Source organism: Arthrobacter sp. ISL-69 (genome assembly GCF_018613775.1).
GTDB lineage: Bacteria > Actinomycetota > Actinomycetes > Actinomycetales > Micrococcaceae > Arthrobacter.
Map to the genome: position 1 here is coordinate 141,929 of NZ_JAGGPO010000007.1, position 19,763 is coordinate 161,691.

16 protein-coding genes and 1 pseudogene are annotated in these 19,763 nt (G+C 66.7%); 7 read left to right on the top strand and 10 right to left on the bottom strand.

From position 1 onward, the window contains the following. The first annotated feature begins 51 nt into the window (after positions 1 to 51). Both J7I79_RS04065 and J7I79_RS04070 read left to right on the top strand, forming a co-directional pair. Entirely contained in the window at positions 52 to 1,401 is a 1,350-nt protein-coding gene (locus J7I79_RS04065; RefSeq protein WP_214950629.1) for an MFS transporter, read from the top strand. 94 nt (positions 1,402 to 1,495) lie between these two features. After that, positions 1,496 to 2,275, top strand: a complete 780-nt coding sequence (locus J7I79_RS04070; protein ID WP_251042384.1) for a triose-phosphate isomerase family protein — start codon at positions 1,496 to 1,498, stop codon at positions 2,273 to 2,275. Between the two features lie 3 nt (positions 2,276 to 2,278). Here J7I79_RS04070 and J7I79_RS04075 read toward each other — a convergent pair whose 3' ends face one another. After that, positions 2,279 to 5,953 carry a bifunctional RecB family nuclease/DEAD/DEAH box helicase gene (locus tag J7I79_RS04075; RefSeq protein ID WP_214950632.1) on the bottom strand — a complete coding sequence of 1,225 codons (3,675 nt, stop codon included), beginning with the start codon at positions 5,951 to 5,953 and terminating at the stop codon, positions 2,279 to 2,281. 216 nt (positions 5,954 to 6,169) lie between these two features. Here J7I79_RS04075 and J7I79_RS04080 point away from each other — a divergent pair, with 216 nt between their 5' ends. Then, the gene (locus tag J7I79_RS04080) at positions 6,170 to 6,631 is read left to right on the top strand and encodes a nucleoside deaminase (RefSeq protein WP_214950634.1); all 462 of its coding nucleotides are present in this window, start codon (positions 6,170 to 6,172) and stop codon (positions 6,629 to 6,631) included. A gap of 204 nt (positions 6,632 to 6,835) precedes the next feature. Continuing rightward, complete coding sequence (locus J7I79_RS04085) at positions 6,836 to 7,273, top strand: CBS domain-containing protein (RefSeq protein ID WP_214950636.1); 438 nt, start codon at positions 6,836 to 6,838, stop codon at positions 7,271 to 7,273. A gap of 129 nt (positions 7,274 to 7,402) precedes the next feature. On the opposite strand, the gene J7I79_RS04090 is transcribed toward J7I79_RS04085, so the two are convergent. Beyond that, the gene (locus J7I79_RS04090) at positions 7,403 to 7,699 is read right to left on the bottom strand and encodes a hypothetical protein (protein ID WP_104173544.1); all 297 of its coding nucleotides are present in this window, start codon (positions 7,697 to 7,699) and stop codon (positions 7,403 to 7,405) included. Between the two features lie 117 nt (positions 7,700 to 7,816). Between J7I79_RS04090 and J7I79_RS04095 the strand changes: the two genes are divergently transcribed. After that, positions 7,817 to 10,456, top strand: a complete 2,640-nt coding sequence (locus tag J7I79_RS04095) for a Tex family protein (protein ID WP_214950638.1) — start codon at positions 7,817 to 7,819, stop codon at positions 10,454 to 10,456. A gap of 43 nt (positions 10,457 to 10,499) precedes the next feature. Then, positions 10,500 to 12,334 (top strand): annotated as a pseudogene (locus J7I79_RS04100) (gamma-glutamyltransferase family protein). Positions 12,335 to 12,343: 9 nt separating this feature from the next. Here J7I79_RS04100 and J7I79_RS04105 read toward each other — a convergent pair. From J7I79_RS04105 to J7I79_RS04130, 7 genes are all read right to left on the bottom strand, one after another. Next, on the bottom strand, positions 12,344 to 12,757 hold the full coding sequence (locus tag J7I79_RS04105) for a VOC family protein (RefSeq protein WP_214950645.1): 414 nt from the start codon (positions 12,755 to 12,757) through the stop codon (positions 12,344 to 12,346). A gap of 159 nt (positions 12,758 to 12,916) precedes the next feature. Next, a complete protein-coding gene (locus J7I79_RS24880; protein ID WP_396020162.1) occupies positions 12,917 to 13,600 on the bottom strand; it encodes a DUF222 domain-containing protein in 684 nt (227 codons plus the stop codon). Continuing rightward, positions 13,534 to 14,706 (bottom strand): DUF222 domain-containing protein, encoded by a 1,173-nt coding sequence (locus tag J7I79_RS04110; protein WP_396020160.1) that lies wholly within the window; start codon positions 14,704 to 14,706, stop codon positions 13,534 to 13,536. Before J7I79_RS04110 ends, J7I79_RS24880 begins: the two co-directional genes overlap by 67 nt. 106 nt (positions 14,707 to 14,812) lie before the next feature. Then, positions 14,813 to 15,568 (bottom strand): YqjF family protein, encoded by a 756-nt coding sequence (locus J7I79_RS04115; protein WP_251042352.1) that lies wholly within the window; start codon positions 15,566 to 15,568, stop codon positions 14,813 to 14,815. Between the two features lie 57 nt (positions 15,569 to 15,625). Beyond that, positions 15,626 to 16,030, bottom strand: a complete 405-nt coding sequence (locus J7I79_RS04120; RefSeq protein ID WP_104173541.1) for a DUF1622 domain-containing protein — start codon at positions 16,028 to 16,030, stop codon at positions 15,626 to 15,628. A 51-nt stretch (positions 16,031 to 16,081) separates the two neighbouring features. Beyond that, positions 16,082 to 16,969 (bottom strand): NAD-dependent epimerase/dehydratase family protein, encoded by an 888-nt coding sequence (locus J7I79_RS04125; protein ID WP_214950647.1) that lies wholly within the window; start codon positions 16,967 to 16,969, stop codon positions 16,082 to 16,084. Between the two features lie 56 nt (positions 16,970 to 17,025). Continuing rightward, positions 17,026 to 17,931: an MSMEG_6728 family protein gene (locus J7I79_RS04130; RefSeq protein ID WP_214950649.1), complete on the bottom strand. Its 906-nt coding sequence runs from the start codon at positions 17,929 to 17,931 to the stop codon at positions 17,026 to 17,028. A 231-nt stretch (positions 17,932 to 18,162) separates the two neighbouring features. Here J7I79_RS04130 and J7I79_RS04135 point away from each other — a divergent pair, with 231 nt between their 5' ends. Then, positions 18,163 to 18,756, top strand: a complete 594-nt coding sequence (locus tag J7I79_RS04135) for a hypothetical protein (protein ID WP_214950651.1) — start codon at positions 18,163 to 18,165, stop codon at positions 18,754 to 18,756. A gap of 103 nt (positions 18,757 to 18,859) precedes the next feature. On the opposite strand, the gene J7I79_RS04140 is transcribed toward J7I79_RS04135, so the two are convergent. After that, positions 18,860 to 19,537 carry a transglycosylase family protein gene (locus J7I79_RS04140; RefSeq protein ID WP_214950653.1) on the bottom strand — a complete coding sequence of 226 codons (678 nt, stop codon included), beginning with the start codon at positions 19,535 to 19,537 and terminating at the stop codon, positions 18,860 to 18,862. Positions 19,538 to 19,763: the final 226 nt, after the last annotated feature.

Genomic DNA, 19,763 nt, shown 5'->3' on the forward strand with positions numbered 1-19,763 from the left:
CCCGAGGGCCCCACCTTCGTTCGCAACTGATTTACTCAAAGAGGAGTTTTGATGTCCCTAACAGCAACTTCCACCAAGGAGCTCCTGGATTCGCCGATCCTCAAATCGGCGATTTCCAAGGCCTCGTTCCGGCTCATGCCGATGCTCGTCATCCTGTACGTCGTCGCTTTCCTGGACCGCACCAACGTGGGCTTCGCTGAAGCCGCGCTCGGTGTGGACCGCGGCATCACGGCCGGGGCGTACGCCCTCGGGGCGGGCATCTTCTTCATCGGCTACGCACTGTTCGAAATCCCCAGCAACCTGCTGCTGACCAAGTTCGGCGCCAAGATGTGGCTGGCACGCATCGCCATCACCTGGGGCATCGTGTCCGCGTGCTTCGCCTTCGTCCAGGGCGAGACCTCCTTCATCATCCTGCGCTTCCTGCTCGGTGTGACTGAGGCCGGCCTGTTCCCGGGCGTCATCATGTTCCTGGCGGCCTGGTTCCCGAACAAAGTGCGCGTGAAGATGTTCGCCATTTTCTACCTGGCCCAGCCGTTCTCCCAGATGATGGGAGCCCCGCTGTCCGGTTGGCTGATCAACATCGGCGACCAGGTTCCCGGTGTGGCTGGCTGGCAGGTCATGTTCTTCGTCGAAGGCATGCTTGCGGTCCTGGCCGGCATCGCGGCGTACTTCTTCCTGATCAACAGCCCGCAGGACGCTAAGTTCCTGAACCCGGGCGAAAAGAAGGCGCTGCTGGACGTCATGGCGCTGGAGGACACCGTCAAGGAAGAAACCGGCCCCCGCGGTGTCCTTGCCGCCATGAAGAACCGCAAGGTCTGGTACTTCACGGCCATCTACTTCTGCCTCCAGATAGCGGTCTACGGCGTGACGTTCTACCTGCCGCAGCAAGTGGCTCAGCTGACCGGCCAGAAGGTGGGGATCATGGTGGGCCTGCTGGCAGCCATCCCGTGGTTCTTCGGTATCTTCGCCTGCTACTTCATCGGCAAAGCTGCCAACACCATCGTCCGCCGCCGCGTCTGGGGTACCGGCCTCTTCATTTCCACGGGCCTGTGCATCTTCGGCTCGGCCTGGGCCGGAGCCAACCACATCCCGGCACTCGGCATCATCTTCATCACCCTGGCAGTCTGCAGCTTCCTGTCGATCGGACCCATCGCGTGGTCCTACCCGACGGCGTTCCTCACCGGAACGGCAGCCGCTGCGGGCATCGGCCTGATCAACTCGCTGGGCAACCTGGGCGGTTTCGTCGCCCCGATCCTGCGCACCACGGTCAATCAGGTCACGGCGTCCGACACCGGAACCATGGGCGTCTACGCCCTCGGCGTCCTGCCGTTCGTGGCCGCCGTCATGATGTACGCCACCAAGCGGTTCCAGAACAAGGCCGACGAACTGCTGGAGAAGTAACATGCAGCACGCTTCAGCCAGCCAGGCCCCCGGCTCCCTTGCGGCAGGTCCGGATGCCCACGACCGTGTCACCTACGTGGGCGTCAGCACCAAGATGTACTTGGGTTATCGGGACAGCCTGGACTGGTTGGAGCGTCTACGGCACGAAGTGGACTCCCGTCCGGCCCTCGCGGCCGGGCGGGTTGTCCCGTTTGTCATCCCGTCCTTCCCGGTGCTCCCGGCAGCTGCCGCGGTGTTGAACGGGTCACCGCTGGTCCTGGGCGCGCAGAACTGCGGCTGGGCTGACGGACCGTGGACCGGTGAGGTGGCGCCGTCCATGCTCGCTGAGCTCGGCGTCGGTCTGGTGGAGATCGGCCACGCAGAACGCCGTGCGCACTTCGGCGAAAACGACGCCGTGGTGGCGATTAAGGTACGCGCCGCGGACGACGCCGGGCTGACGCCGCTGCTCTGCGTCGGGGAAGTCTCAGTTGGCGAGGACTTAGCCCGCAGGCCTGCTGCCGGCGGGGACTCTGCCGGCGGTGACGTGGCCGGTGGCGCCCCTGCGGCCGACTTCGTGTACCGGCAGATCAAGGCTGCGGTTGTCGGCGACTGGGCGCTGGCCTCGCGCCTGATTATTGCCTACGAGCCTGTCTGGGCCATCGGCGCCGCCGAGCCGGCTGACGCCGGCTACGTGTCCGACGTCGTGAGTCACCTCCGTGCCCTGCTTGCCGTGCACGGACTTCAGGATCTTCCGGTCATCTACGGCGGTTCTGCCAAGCCCGGCCTGTTGCCCCGGCTCGGCGGGGTGTCCGGGATCTTCCTTGGCCGCTTCGCGCACGACGCCGCGAACTTCGGCAGGGTACTGGATGAGGCGCTGCTGATCGCCGCCAGGTAGAAGCTACGAAGAAACAGACCGCTGGCAGAGCCCGATGAAGCCCCCCAACTGTTCGAGGCCCTCCGGATGGGTGGGCAGATAGTTGGTCAGCTCCGGGGCCCGCACCACCACAGCGCGCCATTTCCCGCGGGACACAGCGACGTTAATCCGGTTCCGCGAGAGCAAGAACTCCATGCCGCGCGGAGCCTCGGCCACCGCTGAACAGGCCATGGATACAATCACGACAGCCGCCTCCTGGCCCTGGAACTTGTCCACGGTACCCACTCGAACCGCCGTGTGGCCGGCCGCGTCCAGGGCATCCCGGATCACGTTCACTTGGGCGTTGTAGGCCGCCACCACCAGGATGTCTTCCGGCCCGAGCCGCAGGCTGCCGGCTTCGTCGTGCCACGTCATTCCCAGGTGCCTGCCGACCTGCCGCACCACTTCGGCGGCTTCCTCTACCGAGGACGTGATGTTTCCGCTGTGCGGCACCATCACCGTTTCGATTCCGGCGGGAACGCCGTCCAGGAAGCGCAGGTCCGCCGCGCTGGCGGACCGCAGCCGACCCTCGTACGAGAGCTCCGACACAGCAGCGCACAGGGGAGATGCCATCCGCCACGAGTCGGCCAGGAAGTAGCCGAGCTCCGGCGGAAGAGTGGCATGGCCAGCAGAGATCCAGCCCAGGGCGGATTCGTTGACCGGCTCGGGATGCGTGCCCTGGCTGACCTGGGGGAGTTGCTGTGGATCGCCGAGCAGCAGCAGCCGCGGGCTGGCTTGGGCCACAGCCAGGGTGTTGGCGAGCGAGAACTGCCCCGCTTCGTCGATCACGAGGAGATCCAAAGACCCCGCGGGCACCGTGGAACCGGTCATGGTCCAGGCAGTGCCGCCCACCAGGGCCCCGCCCGGGGTACTGAGCAGCCTGTCCACATCAGCGGCGTCCCGATGATGCCACGGCAGGGAACCGTCGTGTTTGACGTCCTTGGCAACCCTGCGCGGGTCCACTCCTGCCTTGTTCACGGCCGTGCAGAGCAGGTTCTCCACAACCGCGTGCGACTGGGCAACAACGCCCACCTTCCAGCCGCGGGCCACCAGCCGGGCAATGACGTGCGAGCCGACGTGTGTCTTGCCGGTGCCCGGCGGTCCCTGGACTGCCAGATACGAATGGTCGAGCGCTTCCACTGCAGCCGTGATGGCGTCGATGAAGCGGTCCGGGCCACCGGCCGGCGCGGGCAGCGGCCCGCCTGTCACCAGCTGCGGCGGAACCCGGCGGACCAGGTCCAGGGCCGGATGTTTCAGGAAGACAGGTTTCCCCGGCGCCGCTGCAGTGCCGTCCGGAAGCCCAGCCGCGACCTGGTCAGCCAGCCGCGCCAGGGCCTCCTCCAAGCTCTTGGTGGTGATGGGTTGGTCCTCGGTGAGTGCGATGGGCAGGCTGTTGTGAGGATCGATCTTCCGGGGCAGCCGGTCCCGGATCACCACGGTATCCCTGCCGTCCTCGTGGCCGAGCTCCAGGACCTCCGTCCCGAACAAGCCGTTGCGCCCGGAACCGTCGCTTCCCGTTCCCTCCAGGCCGGCCGGCAGCGGACGGTCATACATGCGGAACCATTTGCTGCCCTCGCGGAGGTCCGAACCGGGGCTCACCGTGCCGGTCAGCTGCACCCTGCGCTCCGGGAGCCTGGTGCCGACCTTTTGCCAGTCATCGAGGATTCGGGCCTCCTCAACGAGGAAAACGTTGCGGTCCTGCTGATGGGTGTCGGGTCCGTTTTCGCAGCGGTCGAAGTGGGCCCACCAGAACGCCTTGCGCTCGCGGCGGTGGTAGCTCACGGCCGCGTCCACCATGGCGACGGCCTGAACTTCAGGATCCACACCGACGTGCCCCACAGCGGCACCGAGGGACTCAGCCGCTGCCCCCGCGGCGCGGGACTCCGCCGCCCGGTGCAGGAAGGCCCTGATGGCGGACTCAGACCGCGGGAGCGCGGCACCGTCCTCGGAGTCAGATGCCGCCTGGCCTAAATTTCCGGCAGTCTTTTTGCTTTCCGGTGTGGTCCCGATTCCGCGCTCGCCGGCCAGCCGCAGCAGCCAGTTGCGCAGTTCCAGGGTGGAGAGGCAATCGTATTCGTTGTAGTCGGAGATGCCGGCGAGGATGGCCGCAGCATCCCCGGCCAGGCCGGCGTCGCGCGCCTCGCAGTAATCGGCATACGCCACGACCGAGGCGCCGGCGTCCTTCACGTCCCCGGAGCGGAGGTTGCTGCCCATGTACAGCGGCTCGAGCTTCTTGATGCTGTAGGACTTCTCGGAGATACGGATGCTGTTCCGGACGGTCTGGTACAGGTCCACGAGGAGCCCGTCCCGCAGCCAGTTGTCCACGGTGTCCTCGCCGGCGACGTGCATGACCGACAGCTTGCGGAGGGCCGTCTTCTCGTAGGCGGCGTAGTGGTAGACGTGCATGTCCGGATAGCTGCGCCGCCTGTTCTCCACGTAGTCCAGGAAGTCGAGGAATGCCTGTTTCTCCGCCGCACGGTTGTGTGCCCAGAACGGCCTGAAAAAGGTTAGGCCATCTCGTTCCTGCGGTGCTTCGATAACTCCGAAGAGGTACTCAAGCCCCCAGACTCCCGTGCCGCTGTCCTGCCATAGCGGGTCCCCTTCGAAGTCGAAGAAGATGTCTCCGCGGCTCGGTGGGGGAAGCTCCGCCAGCGTGTTCTCGGGGACCACGCGGTAGCCAATGCTGTGCTGTTCACCGTCCTTGACATAGCTGACGGATCCCTCCGCGGTTCCGGCGTTGCTTTGCATCCTGGCCTGATCCTGCATCCGCAGCAGCGACGCGTTGGCTCCGGGCAACGAGGCGTCGGCCAGCTGCTTGACCGTGAAGATCCCTTGCGCGTGCAGCTTCTTCCGCTGGGCGGAGTTCATCCGTGCCACCAGGAGGAGGTCATCAGTGGCCTTCACTTGTTCCTGGCAGTAATCGCACCGGCCGCAGGCCACGACACCGGATTCGCCCCAGCTGACGACGTCGGACTGGTTGCGGTGGCCGGTAGTGAGCGCCAGGAATCTGTCCCTCCGCTCGCGGAAGACCGGGAGGATGTCCGCCAGTTTGTGGCTGCTTCGGACATAGTCGAAGCCGCTTCCGGGCGTTTCCACCGTGGCACCCAGAATCAGCGTCACCGCAGGGTCCGGCGCAATGCCGGCGTGGAGCAGTTGGTCGCCGTACGCGGCGAGCTGGAGCAGCGCCGTCACCTTGGCGTGGCGGGCCAGCTTGGTGTCGTACACGGCATAGCTGCCATCGGCCTGTTTGACCAGGAAGTCGGAACGGCCGTGGAAGCGGCCGTCAAAGAAAGCCGCCTGGAAGACGACGTCCGCCCCGGCCCGCAGCGCATCGACGGATTCGGCATGCTTGGCCTGCAGGGTGGCGCGGTCCACGGCTGTGGCGGGCGCGACGTCGTACACACCGCGGCCGGTGGCGGGATCCCACGGACCGAACTCATCCAGAAACTTGTCCAGGACCTTGTGCTCGTGGATGTCACCCAGCTTGGCTGTGCGGGCCAGCATCTCGTCGGCCTCGAACTCCGCTTTGGGGGACCGGCCCAGTTTTTCGTCCAGCTTGCGCAGCAGCTGGTACTCGCACGTGGCCGCGATGACGAGATCGCTCGCGGAGAAGACCAGATCCTGTTCGAGATCCGGTGCTTGCGGTTCAAGAAGAAACACTGCGCCTCGTTGCCGTAGATGTCGTGTTGCCGTTGATGTCTTATTGCCAAAGTATCAAAAGCCCCTGACAGTATTGGCGGGTTTGGCTGCAATAGCTGGTCTGGTCCAGGACCATGCCATCGGCGTAGGGTCTGAGGGACGTGCCTGAGCCAAAAATCAACGGACCCTGCACCGCTGCTTGCGGGGCACCCGAACACCAAGACTGAACCGGGGAACATGACTGAGCAAAGTGCCATCACTGCATACGACGAAGCCGCGTTCGAGGCTGCGGTCCTGGCAGCGCAACAGAGCCGCAGTGAAGGCGGCATCCCCATCGGGGCCGCGCTGGCGAGGGGGAACGAGGTGATCGCCAGCGGCCACAACGAACGCGTGCAGCACGGTGATCCGATCGCCCACGGCGAGATGGCCGCGCTGCGGGCAGCGGGCCGGCAGAAGAGCTACCGCGACACCACTCTGTACACGACCCTTGCACCGTGCGCGATGTGCACGGGAACCATCATCCAGTTCAAGATTCCGAGAGTTGTGGTGGGTGAGGCCAGGACGTTCCCCGGCGAATTCGACCTCCTGCGCTCGCGCGGTGTGGAGGTGGTGGTGCTGGACGACCAGCGCTGCGTGGACATGATGCTCGCGTTCCAACACGACTACCCGGAATTGTGGGCCGAGGACATCGCCGAGTAGGCCGACATCTTCAACTTTGCCTCCCGCACGGCCCTGTTTGAATTCCAAAATGGAGCCTAAACCGGCCCGGGTGCGCCGTCCGGTACCGCCGTACGACGAACCATGATTGAGCCTAGTCAGGGCGTTTGCCCGGGCGTAGGCTGACAGCATCGGCGCCGGAGCCGAGGGCCCCTGCGTCGAACCCCAACCGATGAAGGAGGACTGATGAGCGTCGTACGTGAATTCATGACCACCAACGCCCAGTGCGTCAAGGAAGACCAGACACTGCAGGAAGCGGCCGTAATGATGCGCGACCTTGACTGTGGTTCGCTGCCGATCTGTGGCAGCGAAGGCAAACTCAGGGGAGTCATCACGGACCGCGACATCGTACTTAAGTGCGTTGCCGAGGGTTTGGATGCCAGGGAGGTCAGGGCCATCGACCTGGCCCAAGGCAATCTACGCTGGATCGATGCTGACGCCAACATCGACGAAGCCATTGCAGTGATGGAGCAGTACCAGGTCAGGCGCCTGCCGGTCATTTCCGACCACAAGCTGGTGGGCATCATCAGCCAGGGCGATATTGCCCGCAACTACTCGGAAGAGCGCGTCGGCGAACTGGTGGAACACATTTCGGCCAAGAGGCCCATGGATAACATGGCCTAGTGCTGAATGCGAGCAACTGCTTATGGCAACTGACCCAAGCGCCGCGAACTGTTCGCGGCGCTTGTCCCTTACCTGCCGTCAATTCCTTGCGCCGGTCTCGGCTGACCGCAAAGCCACTTGACCGCAAAGCTACAAGAAGGCCTCGCGTCCGGTTCCCTCCCGAATCACCAGTTTGCCTTCTGCGATGGACACGAGGAGGCTCTTCGGCCTTCCGCTGAGTTTGACGCCTCCGGCCAGACCCCGGCTGGTGACCTCGACGCCGATGGTGGCCCCGCGCGCCGGAAGCTCGATTGCTACCTCCTCCGCTATGCCCAAAAGGGGGTTGGTGGAGAGATCGGTGTCGCGCCTGGCCTGCTTGCCGTTAACGAAGACCGTGACATTGTCCTCCTCAAAGCCGTCCTGAAGGATGATGAGCAACTCCTGCATGATGGACCGCCTCCGTTGGTTGCTGGCCTTCTTACTGCCACTACATCACTAATGCCCCGGGCCCGGTAGACCCAATCTCCCGCCGGCCGTGCCATAGTGTCGGTCCGGTAGGGCAAAATGTTCTGGGTGAACCATATCCCGCAGCGCCCTTCCCCGTCCCCTGCGACTCCGGCTGCCGTGATGCCCGGAAAAACCGCCGGCGGGACAGCCGGACAGACAGCCGCGCAGGCAGGCGGCAAGCCCGTCGGCAAGACCGCCGACGCCGTGGCCGAACAGATCGCCGCCCAGATCGCCGGCGAACTGGGAGTGAAGGCCTGGCAGGTCAAGGCGGCAGTGGACCTCCTCGACGGCGGTTCGACGGTGCCGTTTATCGCCCGGTACCGCAAGGAAGCCACCGGGACCCTGGATGACACGCAGCTCCGCGAGCTCGAGGAGCGGCTGCGGTACATCCGTGAACTGGAGGACCGCCGTCGGACAGTCCTGGAGGCGATCTCCGCGCAAGGCAAGCTGACGCCGGAACTGCAGGCCGCCGTCGTCGATGCGGATACCAAATCCCGCCTTGAAGATATCTACCTGCCTTTCAAAACCAAGCGGCGGACCAAGGCGCAGATCGCCCGCGAGGCGGGGCTGGAGCCGCTCGCCGACGCGCTGATCAGGCGCCCGGAGCTGTATCCGGAGCGCGAGGCCGCCAAGTTCCTGAACGCTGAACACTCCATTGACGACGCCGCAGCGGCGCTGGCGGGCGCCCGATCCATCCTGGTGGAGCGGGTGGCGCAGGACCCTGACCTCGCCGCAACACTGCGTGAACGGCTCTGGAGCCAGGGCCGCATGGTGTCCCGGGTGAAGAAGGGCCAGGAGACCGAGGGCCAGAAGTTCAAGGACTACTTCGAGTTTTCGCAGGCGCCGTCCGGGATGCCGTCGCACCGCGTCCTGGCGCTGCTCCGCGGGGAAAAAGACGGGGTGCTGGAGCTGGATCTCGCTGAGGCTGAACCGTCCGACGACGCCGCCCTGGCCGCGGCCCGCGGCCGCTACGAATCCGCCGTGGCCAGGTTCCTCGGGGTAGCGGACCGCGGCCGGCCCGCCGACGAGTGGCTCCTGCAGACCGCGCAGGTGGCGTGGCGCTCGCGGGTGCTGGCCCGGCTGACGGCCGACCTGCGCGGACGGATGTTCGCAGCCGCCGAAGACGAAGCGGTCCGGGTTTTCGCCGCCAACCTCCGCGACGTGCTGCTGGCTGCCCCGGCCGGAAACAGGGCCACCCTGGGGCTGGATCCCGGGCTCCGCACCGGCGTGAAGGTGGCGGTGGTGGACGGCACCGGCAAGGTGGTGGCCACGGACACTATCTACCCGCACGCCCCGGCTCGGAAATGGGACGAAGCCTTGGCCACACTGGTCCGGCTGGCGCGTCAGCACACCGTCAAACTCGTGGCGATCGGCAACGGGACGGCATCCCGCGAGACTGACAAGCTTGCCCTCGAACTGATCAAGAAGCTGTCCGCGGGGTCAACCGCGGGGTCAGCGACGGGGCAAACGGGCAACGCGCCACCCGGAACCCGGCCGCCGGAAAAGCTGGTGGTGTCGGAAGCAGGGGCGTCCGTGTACTCGGCGTCGGCGCTGGCTGCTGCCGAGCTGCCCGGCATGGATGTTTCCCTGCGTGGTGCCGTGTCCATCGCCCGGCGCCTGCAGGATCCGCTGGCCGAACTGGTGAAGATTGAGCCGAAGTCGATCGGCGTCGGGCAGTACCAGCACGATGTCATGGCCGCGAAGCTGGACCGCAGCCTGGATGCCGTGGTGGAGGACTGCGTGAATGCTGTTGGGGTGGACGTCAACACGGCGTCGCCCGCGCTGCTGAGCCGTGTGGCCGGCGTCGGACCGCTGCTGAGCGAGAACATCGTGGCGTACCGGAACGAGCACGGACCGTTTGCCAAGCGGAGCGAGCTGAAGAAGGTGCCGCGGCTGGGCGCCAAGGCGTTCGAACAGTGCGCCGGATTCCTGCGGATTACCGGGGGAACGGAGCCGCTGGACGCTTCCAGCGTGCACCCGGAGGCGTACCCGGTGGCGCGGAAGATCGTCGCCGCCGCAGGCGGCAGGACAGCCGTAGGAGGGGCAGGTACCGGCAGCCTCGCCGCGCTGAACCCGCAGGACTTCGTGGAGGGCGCCTTCGGCCTGCCCACGGTGCAGGACATTATTTCCGAGCTGGAGAAGCCCGGCCGGGATCCGCGGCCGGCATTCGCAGCGGCCAAGTTCTCGGAAGGGATCGAGAAGATCTCCGACCTCCGGCCCGGCATGATCCTCGAGGGAACCGTCACCAACGTGGCCGCGTTCGGGGCGTTCGTGGACGTCGGAGTGCACCAGGACGGGCTGGTGCACGTGTCCGCGCTGGCCAACCGCTTCGTGTCCGATCCGCGCGAAGTGGTGAAATCCGGACAGGTGGTGCGGGTGAAGGTCCTCGAGGCCGATCCCGAGCGGAAGCGCATCTCGCTCACGCTAAGGCTCGACGACGAACCGGCACCTTCCGGTGGCCGGCCGGCTGCTGCCGGTGGGCGGCAGGGCAACAATGCGCCGAGGCAGGGCACCAGTGCGCCGCGGCAAGGTAGCGACGCCGGTCAGCCACGGAAGGATGCCCGTCCGCCGCGGAATGACGGCCGGCCCGCGAGGAACAACGACCGTACAGACGCCAAGCGGACGCCGCCGCCCAAGCCCGCTCCGGTGAACACCGCCATGGCCGAAGCGCTGCGAAAGGCCGGCCTGGGCAAGTAACCGCACCGCATTCCAGACGCAGGCCGTGGCTACAGTGGACCCCATGACTTTCACGCGGCCCGATCCGTTCACCACGCGCCCCACCCTGCGGGGCACCTTCGGGATGAGCACCTCCACGCACTGGATCGCGACGGCCACCGCGCAGGCGGTGCTGGAACGCGGCGGGAACGCGTTCGACGCCGCCACCGCAGGGGCGTTTGTGCTCCACTTGTTGAGCCGCACCTGAACGGTCCGGGCGGGGACATGACCGGTGTGTTCGTCACCGCCGAGGCACCAGGCAAACCGATGGTCCTGATGGGGCAGGGCCCCGCGCCCGCCGGAGCAACGCCCGGACACTTTCGCTCGGAAGGCCTGGAACTTGTCCCCGGCTCGGGTGCCCTCGCCGCTGCGGTGCCTGCCGCCGTCGACGCCTGGCTCCTGCTGCTGCGCGACCACGGGACGTGGGAGTTGCCGGCCGTGCTGGAGTTTGCTGTCGGGTACGCCCGGGACGGCCATCCGGTACTGGGCCGCGTTGGAGCGACGATCGCGGCCGTTTCCGGGCTGTTCCGGGAGCACTGGCCCACGTCGGCCGAGCTATGGATGCCGGAAGGCAGGGCCCCGGCCGAGGGCCAGTTGTTCCGCAACCCGGCCTACGCGCGGACCCTTGAGCGGCTTCTGGAGGCGGGGGCAGCAGAGTCCTCCCGCGAGGATCGTATCGATGCCGCCCGCCGTGAATGGCGCGAGGGCTTCGTCGCAACGGCGATGGTGCGGTCGGTCCAGGCGCCGCACAGGCACTCCTCCGGCACGGACCACCGCGGCGTGCTGGCAATGAGCGACCTGGCGGCTTTCGAGGCTGGCTACGAAGACGCCGCCACCATCGAATTCCGCGGCCACACGATCGTCAAGACCGGTCCGTGGGGTCAGGGCCCGGCACTGTTGCAGACCCTTGCGATCCTGGACGGGTTCGCCGACGAATACCTTGACCCGTCCACCGAACTTGGCGCGCACACCATCCTCGAGGCACAGAAACTGGCGCTCGCGGACCGCGAGGCCTACTACGGCGATACGGATGTTCCGCTCGACCATCTGTTGTCCGCCGAGTACGCCGCCGCGCGCCGTGCCTTGATCACGGAGCGGGCGTCGCTTGAGTTCCGGCCCGGCCAGGTTCCGGGACGCGAGCCGTTCCACCCGCCGCTGCGGACGGAGTATGTGCCGCCGGCGCTCGCGAACGACGCCGCCGGGCCAGGTCTTCGCGGGAGCGGTTCCAGTGCCGGCGTGGGTGAGCCGACAGTGCTGGCGACCGGGGAGACGCGAGGCGATACCTGCCATATCGACGTTGTGGACCGCTGGGGAAACATGATCTCGGCAACTCCGTCCGGCGGTTGGTTGCAGTCGTCCCCGGCGATTCCCGAGCTGGGTTTCTGCCTGGGCACGCGGCTGCAGATGACGTGGCTCGAACCCGGAACGCCCTCCACGCTGACCCCCGGAAAGCGCCCCCGCACCACCCTGACGCCAACGCTCGTGCTTCGGAACGGCAGGGCTGTAACTGCGCTGGGCTCGCCCGGCGGGGACCAACAGGATCAGTGGCAGCTGCCTTATCTGCTGCGGACGATTGTTGGCGGCTACTCTCCGCAGCAGGCCATCGATGCGCCAACGTTCCATACAACGTCGATGCCGGGGTCATTCTGGCCCCGCACCTGGGAGCCGGGCGGCGCCGTGGTGGAGGACCGGTTAGGCGCCGGCGTCATTGCGGGTTTGGAGCGTCGCGGCCACCGGATCACGCGGGCTGGTGAGTGGGCGCTGGGACGGTTGTCCGCCGTCGTGCGAGATCCTCTGACGGGGGTGCTGCAGGCCGCCGCAAATCCGCGCGGTGCGCAGGGGTACGCGGCGGGTCGCTAGGGGGTGACCCTACTCGTGGGGAGGCCAGCCCATCATCTCGTTCAGTGCAATGACGTTTCCTTCGGTGTCCTGGAGGAATGCTGACTTCACGGCGCCGAAGTCCATCACCTCGCCCTCAGCTTGGCCTTCGACGCCGGCGAAACTTCCGGCGCCCGGCGGCTGGAATGTGGCGCCACGGGCTTTTAGCTCCTTCACGAGATTCTCGATGTCTTCGACCATGAAGCTGATCATCGGATAGGCGGGGGGAACCCTGTCCGGGAGCTCGGTGAGGGCGATGCTCGAGCCGGAGGCCGCTCCGAAGACCATAGGATCGTCCGTTGGGCCGGTGAGAAGGTCGAGGCCAAGGACATCGCGGTAGAACTTCCGGGCACGGTCACCGTCCTGCGCTGGAAGGATCGGGTTCACGTAGAAGCGGTTCAGCATGGCGAGTCTCCTTGTTGCAAGGTGTGAGCGTCCGCTCTTTGATTCTTGCAGAGCGGGCGATCTTCTTCACCTGTGGCTTTTCACCCGGTGTGGCTTGTTCATCTGGTGTTGCTGGCGCGTGCCGCCCAATGAACAGGCTGCAGGTTTTTTGGGCGCTGCTCAGCATCGGAAGTATCTGTTCCGTTGGAGTTTTTGGCGTGGGTCGATGTGGGGTGGCGGGATGAACCACGGGATGCCGGTTTTGACCTGGATGGTCCATTGTTCCTTGTGGATGAGGTGGTGGTGATGGGAGCACAGCAGGGTGCCGTTGTCTGTGCTGGTGGGTCCGCCGTGTGACCAGTAACTGATGTGGTGGGCTTCGCACCAGGAGGCGGGGATGGTGCAGCCGGGGAAGGCGCAGCCCTGGTCGCGGGCGGTGATGGCTTTGCGGATGTGGGGCGGGAAGATCCGGGTGGTGCGGCCGATGTCCAGGACGCGTCCCTGGCTGCCGAGCAGGACGGGGATGATGTCGGCGTCGCAGGCGATTTTCCGGATGGTGGCGGCCGTGACCGGGCCGGTGAACGTGAATGACCCAGTGCCGGGGATGCTGGCCGGGGATCCGTTGCTGGAGGGGCCGGCGCTTGAATGTCTGGCGCTAGCCCCGGTGCCGATGGCCGCGGTCCGGTAGCGAGGGCCTTTGGCGGTGGTGTGTTCGAGGCGGTCCAAGAGGTCGTGGTAGTCGATGGTGACCATGACCTGAGGGCGGAGTCCTCCGGCAGCGGGGAGGGTTCCGGTGGTCAGGGCTGTTTTGCAGGCACCGACCAGGCCGTCCAGGAGCCGCTGTTGCCGGGTCCGCTGGTCCAGGTCGGCATCAGGTCCGCCGCCGGTTCCGCTGGTGTCGGTTGCGTCGCCCGTTCTATCCCCGGGGCCGACTTCCACGCTGTTGCCCCAGTACTATCCGTGCGAATCCGAGGGTTGGTGGCGGTGTTCATGACGGTCAGGAGGGGTTCGTACTGGTCCGGGGTGGCGAAGATTTCGAGGTGGTGGAGTCCGCGGCGGGCCGGGCGGAGGAAGACGCCCTGGCGGCGGCGGAGTTCTTCCTCGGAAGGTTCCGAACCGTCCTGGTCGATCGCGTCGGTCCAGCGGCGGGCGATCCGGGTGAGGAAGTCGGTGTCGTACTCGGCCGCGGTGCGGGTCAGGGCGTGTTCCATCCGGGCTGTGGTGTCCCCGGTGGCGTGGTGCCTGACCCGGTCCAGGGCCGCCGTGATGATGGTCGCCGGCCGGGAGGCAACGGTCCCGGCAGCGACGGCGGCGGCGAGCTCGGGCCGCTCCGCCGGCTCCGTGTGGCCCGCAAACCCTGCCCGGGGCAGGACCGCGGCGGCGAGACTGATCCGGCGCCGGGCCTCGGCCGCACTGATCCGGAGCCGCGTGCGGAGGAACTCGGTGGCGTTCCTGTACCCGTCATCAGCCAGCTCAGATTCGGCTGGACGTGGAGCTTGGAAGGCTACAGCCGTATCTGCGCCCCAGCCGGTGACCCAGCCGACGGCTGCGCCCGAGCCCGCCGCGCCCGCGCCCGAGCCTGAGCCGACTGCCACCGAGCGCGCAGCCACTGCGACTTCCCGACGGGTACGCTCCACGGCCCCGGCCGCAACGATCTGCAGATAATCGACGGCCCGGGAGACTTCCTCGACATTGTCGGCAAAGTCAGCAGCCTCACGGAAGCTCAGCAGCGCCGAGTCGTCGACCGCCGTCGAACTTAAGGTCCCGAGCAGCTCAAGGCACCGCGCCAGATCACCGGAAGCACCGCCGTCGGACGCTAAAGTATCCAGTGGCCCAGCGGGGACACTGCGCAAGCCGCGGACCCGCGCAGCAGGCGGTTGAACAGCAAGGAGCTGAACAGCAGAAGCGGCAGCCGGCAGCTCGGCCCACCGCAACGCCCCTCCTGCTGCAAGATCCACCATGGCTTCCATGGGATAACTCTGCCAAAGGGGGCAGACATTTAAGATCCCTGGCTAGCCAGGACGCTCTAATCCAGTGAAGAGTTCGTACACTTAGTTCCGCACAACGGGCCCAGCCTCAGCCCCCGAGCACCCGCGGCCTGCCGAACCGCGTCCGGACCCCGGGGGAGAACAGTACGGAGTCGGGCGGTCCTGTCACGCTGAGGCCGGCGGCCCTGACCAACCCGTCGTCCAGTACCGTCAGCTCAGCCCGGTACAGCGGCCACGCCGAATGCGTGTTCGGAATGTAGAGCGTACGGCCGCGGAAGCGGGAGTGCAGCCCGAACCTGGCCGTGAGGTGGACGGACAAGGGATCCGCCGCGACGTCGTCGAACGCCGGAATAACCGCGAAATCGCTCGTCGAGCCGCGCCGGAACCTGCGCACGGAATAGCCGGTGGCCGGCCTGCCGGGTTGGGCCGGGCGGAAGCGGGCGTGCGACCACACGTAAGGGATCCCGGCCGCACGGGCGGCCAGGACAACGGCCAGCCGGTCGGCGTCCAGGCTCAGGAACACAACACCCCGGGTGCCGTCCGGTTCCCGTGAGTACAGGCGGACGTTGATTTCGTTGAAGTCCCCGAAAAACGACACAGCGGGCCCACAGCCCAAGCCCGCTTTCTGCATGCGGAACCCGATCAGCCCCACCCAGGCGGACCCGTCGAACACGTCCGGCACCACTCCGGACGGCATGAATGCCGCCGACTCCGCCTCGGGGATGCGCCAGTGCAGGAACACTGCATCGGTCCATCGTTGCTCCATGAGGACAGGGGCGGGCAGCTCAGGCGGCTCAGGCCACGGGTCAGGCAGGCTCGCAGCCTGCATCTCCGGCTCAGTCATCCTGCGAGCCTAGCCGAGCCGGCTGACAGCCGAGCCGGCTGACAGCTCAGAAGGGTGTTAGCCGGCGGCCGAGCTCGCGGAGCCGGCCGAGGCCGCCTCGCCTGCGGGCTGTTTCTGCCAGGGCCAGCGGCCGGTGATTTCCAGCTCCAGCGAGAAGCTCAGGAACGTCCGGATGAGCACAATGATCGCCAGCACACCCACGCTTTCGAACGTGGGTGTGACCGCGACCGTCCGGATAATGTCCGCCGCCACCAAAAGCTCAAGTCCCAGCAGGATGGAGCGTCCCAGAAGTTGCCGGTACGAGCGGTAGACGGAGAGCGGTTCGGCGCCTTCCGGCAGGCGCTTCGGCTGGAATCCGCGCACGGCCATGGGGATGGAGACGACGGCGCCGATCACCATAACGGCGACGCCGGCAAAGTCCATGAACCTGCCGACCGTCTCTATAATGTGCTGAAAATCCACTGTTCCCCTTAGAAAGTTTCGGCTACAACGTCGGACACGGAAAGGCTCACATCACGGGTACCGGCTGCCTTCGCCGGCCAGGATGGCGCGGTGCCCCTCACGGAAGGTGGGGTAGCGGAACTCGAACCCGGTGCTGCGGAGCAGGGCGTTGCTGCACCTCTTGTTCCCGCCGCGGGACGGTTCACCAGCAACGGCCGACGCAGGCCGGGGGAGTCCCAGCTCGGCGGCCAGGAAGCGCTGGACCTCGCCGAGATCGGCGGGATCGTTGTCCACCCCGAGGTACACGGGACCGGGGTCTGCGGCCATGGTGCAAAGGTGCACGATGGCCGCCGCGGCGTCATCGCGGTGGATCCGGTTCGTGTAACGGGGTTCCGCCGGGGCCTCAGCCGTGCCTTCACGTACCTGGTCGATGAGCCGCGTCCGCCCCGGGCCGTAAATGCCGCCCAGCCGGAGCACGACGGAGGCGATTCCGGTGCCGATCAACCGCCTGTGCAGCAGTTCCTCCGCCTCGCGGATGATGCGGCCGGAGAATCCGCCGGGTGTCGGCGTCGTGCTTTCATCCACCCAGCCGCCATCCGCATCGGCGTAAACGGCGGTAGAGGAGACGAACAACACGCGCCGGAGCGGCGAAGGTGGCGCGCCGCCGTCGTGCCCGCGTGCGCGCTCCAGCGCATCGAGCACGTTCGCCAGCCCGTCCACGTAGGCAGCCCGGTAGGCGCCCTCGGTGGGGGAGTCGGCCGCAACGGCGACGACGACGGCGGTGGTGTCCGCCGGGATGGGCGGCAGCGCCGGCGTGGTCAGGTCAGCCGTGACACCTTCGATGGCGGCCGGAAGCTTGTCAGGCGACCGGCGCCAGCCCACCACGCGGTGGCCGGCGGCAGAGAACCGCAGCCCGGCCTCGGTACCAAGATCGCCGCAGCCGGCCATAAGAACAGTCATACGGGCCAGTCTGCCAGAGCTGCCCCAACGGCTCGGCTAGGCGCCGCTAACCACGCCTACGGCGCAGGAATCGGGAAGAACAGCCGCGGGTCCTGCAGCAGTGCCGGGTAGTCGAACGATGAGCGTTCCACAATCTCGGTCACCTGGAAGTTCCGGGCGAAGCGGCCGTCCACCGTGATGGGGCGGCCCTGGACCTTGCCCACCGCAAACGTGGCGCCGCCGTCGAACGGTACGGCGATTGCCGAGTTGCCGGGGAGGGTGCGGAAGGCCTCTTCCTGCAGCTGGCGCTTGCGGGTGGGCTTCTTGATGAGTTGCTTGGGAGGCCGCTTCTTGGGGTTCTTGGGCGGCCGGCGCGAGCCGGAGTCGGCGTAGACGAACTCGTATTCGTCGGACTGGGCGGCGGCCTTCGCGGCGCGGCCAACCTCCGGCAGGCTGATGGTGTCCAGCTTTTTCGGGTCTGTGTCTCCTACCAGGGCGCGCAGGATCCAGAGCCGGTCGCCTAACGGATCTTCCGGGAGGAACTCGTGCCGCGGTTCGGGCCAGACGTATTCCAGGTCCGCCGGGGTTCCCGGGAACAGCTCACTGTAGAAACGCGGTTCCTTCTGCAGCAGCCGGGAGCGGTGGCTGAGGTGGAGGTCCGGCTCGCCGAGCCACGGCGGCATGGCGATCTTGGCCGCGTACGCGGGGTGATCTGCCTGCGGCGCGAATTCGACGATCTTGGCGCGGGTGGTGTCTTCGCCGCCGCGGGCGATCCATTCATCCGCCATGGCAAGGCCGTACATGGTCAGGGCGGGGACGTAGCCCATCCACATGCGGACGGCCGGGTGCGACTGCCAGCCGTACTCCGGGATCACCAGCGCACGCAGGGTCTGCAGCGCCTCGACACGCTGCTTGCCGAGCCGAACGCGGTCCAGGACCGCGGCGCTCTGCTGGAAATCTGGATAGGGAAGGAAAGTCTGCATTCTTCAAGTGTGGAGGTGCCGGGGTCCCAGACCAAATGCCGCAGGCGCCCACACCTCGCCCACACCCAGCCCACACCTTGGCCGCCCATGGGGTAGGCTGTCAGCGGCTGGCCAAGGGGCGCGGCGTAGTCTACTGGACCGTATGGTGAGACGGCGGCGACAACACGGTCACAATTTCACTAAGATGACCCCAAGCAGTTCCCCCTCAGCCCACCCTCCGGAAGATGCGACATGACACTTACCCAAGCAGTTCCGTTCACTCCGAAGTTCGGACAAATGCTGAGCCCGGAAGCCAATGGCATCCTGGTGCTTGATGAGTTCACCCTGGACGCGGAAGCGGCCCGCAAGGAGCAGCACGGTTTCCGCGCCGCCATCGGCTCTGTCGCCCTCACTCTTCGGCGCATCGTGGCCCTCCGCCTGTTCATCGCAGTGGTGGCCATCGCCAACCTCCCCCTGTTCCTCCTGTCCACCGGCTGGTGGATCTACGCCGTATCCCTGGCCGTTGTGATCGGCGTACATGCAGGCGTTTCGTGGCTGAACAAGCACGAGCCGAAGGTCCGCCAGCGCCACTCGCTGGAACTGCACCTGCACCGCGAACGCAGTGACAACTACCGCAAGGTGCGCGACGCCGTGAAGTTCGTGATCGATTCGCCGGCGCGCATGAACGAGCACCTTTACCTGGAGCTCCTGGCAGCCAAGCGCGTGGCCCTGCACCTGCACATCGGCACGGTGGCCGTCCTGGACACCAGCGACGACTCCGCCTGGAAAGTCCGGATCGTCCGGGAACTGCCGCAGGCTACGTACCCGCATGCCAGCCTGAACTGACTTCATCTGAACTGACTTAAGAAACAACGACGCCGGAGCTCCCCGCCAAGGGAGGCTCCGGCGTCGTTGTTATCAGGAGTACTGGTTCAGGACGGCTGCTGCCTTAGGCCGGCAGCTGCAGAACCTGTCCTTCAAACACCAAGTCGGGATCCGCGATGGTGTCAACGTTGGCGTCGGCAAGGGTCTGCCAGCCGCCGGTGATGTTCAGCTTTTCCGCGATGGTGCTCAGGGTGTCGCCTGCCTCAACCGTGTAGGTTTCGCCGCTCAGCGGCACTTCGGCGGCGTGGCGCGGTTCAGCGTGGACGGGCGCCTGGGCAGGTGCTACTGCTGCCGAGGCCGCTTGGACAGGTGCCTGCGCGGCCTGCACCGGAGCCTCGGTGGGGGCCGGGGTGACGGGAACGCTCGGTGCAGGTGCGCCGCCGCCGCCGCTCAGTCCCAGCTTGGCTGCACAGGCGGGCCAGGCGCCCCAGCCCTGGCTTGCCTGGACGTTTATGGCGACGGCGATCTGCTGCTCGCGGGTGGCGTCCGCCGGTGACCCGGTGCCGCCGTAGGCGGACCAGGTGCTGGCCGTGAACTGCAGCCCGCCGCTGAAGCCGTTGCCGGTGTTGGTGCTCCAGTTGCCGCCGCTTTCGCACTGGGCAAGGGAGTCCCAGGTGCTGGCGCTCGTGGCGGTGGGGGCGGCCGCACTGGCGGCGGTCGCGGAGAGTGCGAGGCCCGCGGCCGAAACGGCAGCCAAGGTGACTCCGCGGCGCGCAACGGTTCCCAATTTGGATTTGTTCATGCGAGTGGAAGTGTTCATGAGGGTGGATGCTCCGAAAGGGCCACCTGCGCTCGGTCCGTCCCCGGACGTTGTCGCGCCACTGCCCGCCCCTGACAAACTAGAGGTCATTTACGGTGTCTGCCGGCCGGGCAGTTACTGGTGGTGGCAGCACCGGGCATTCGATGTCCCGCTCGGCGGGATCACGTTCCACGCTAAGACAGTGCCGCCGCGTTATCAAATCGAAATA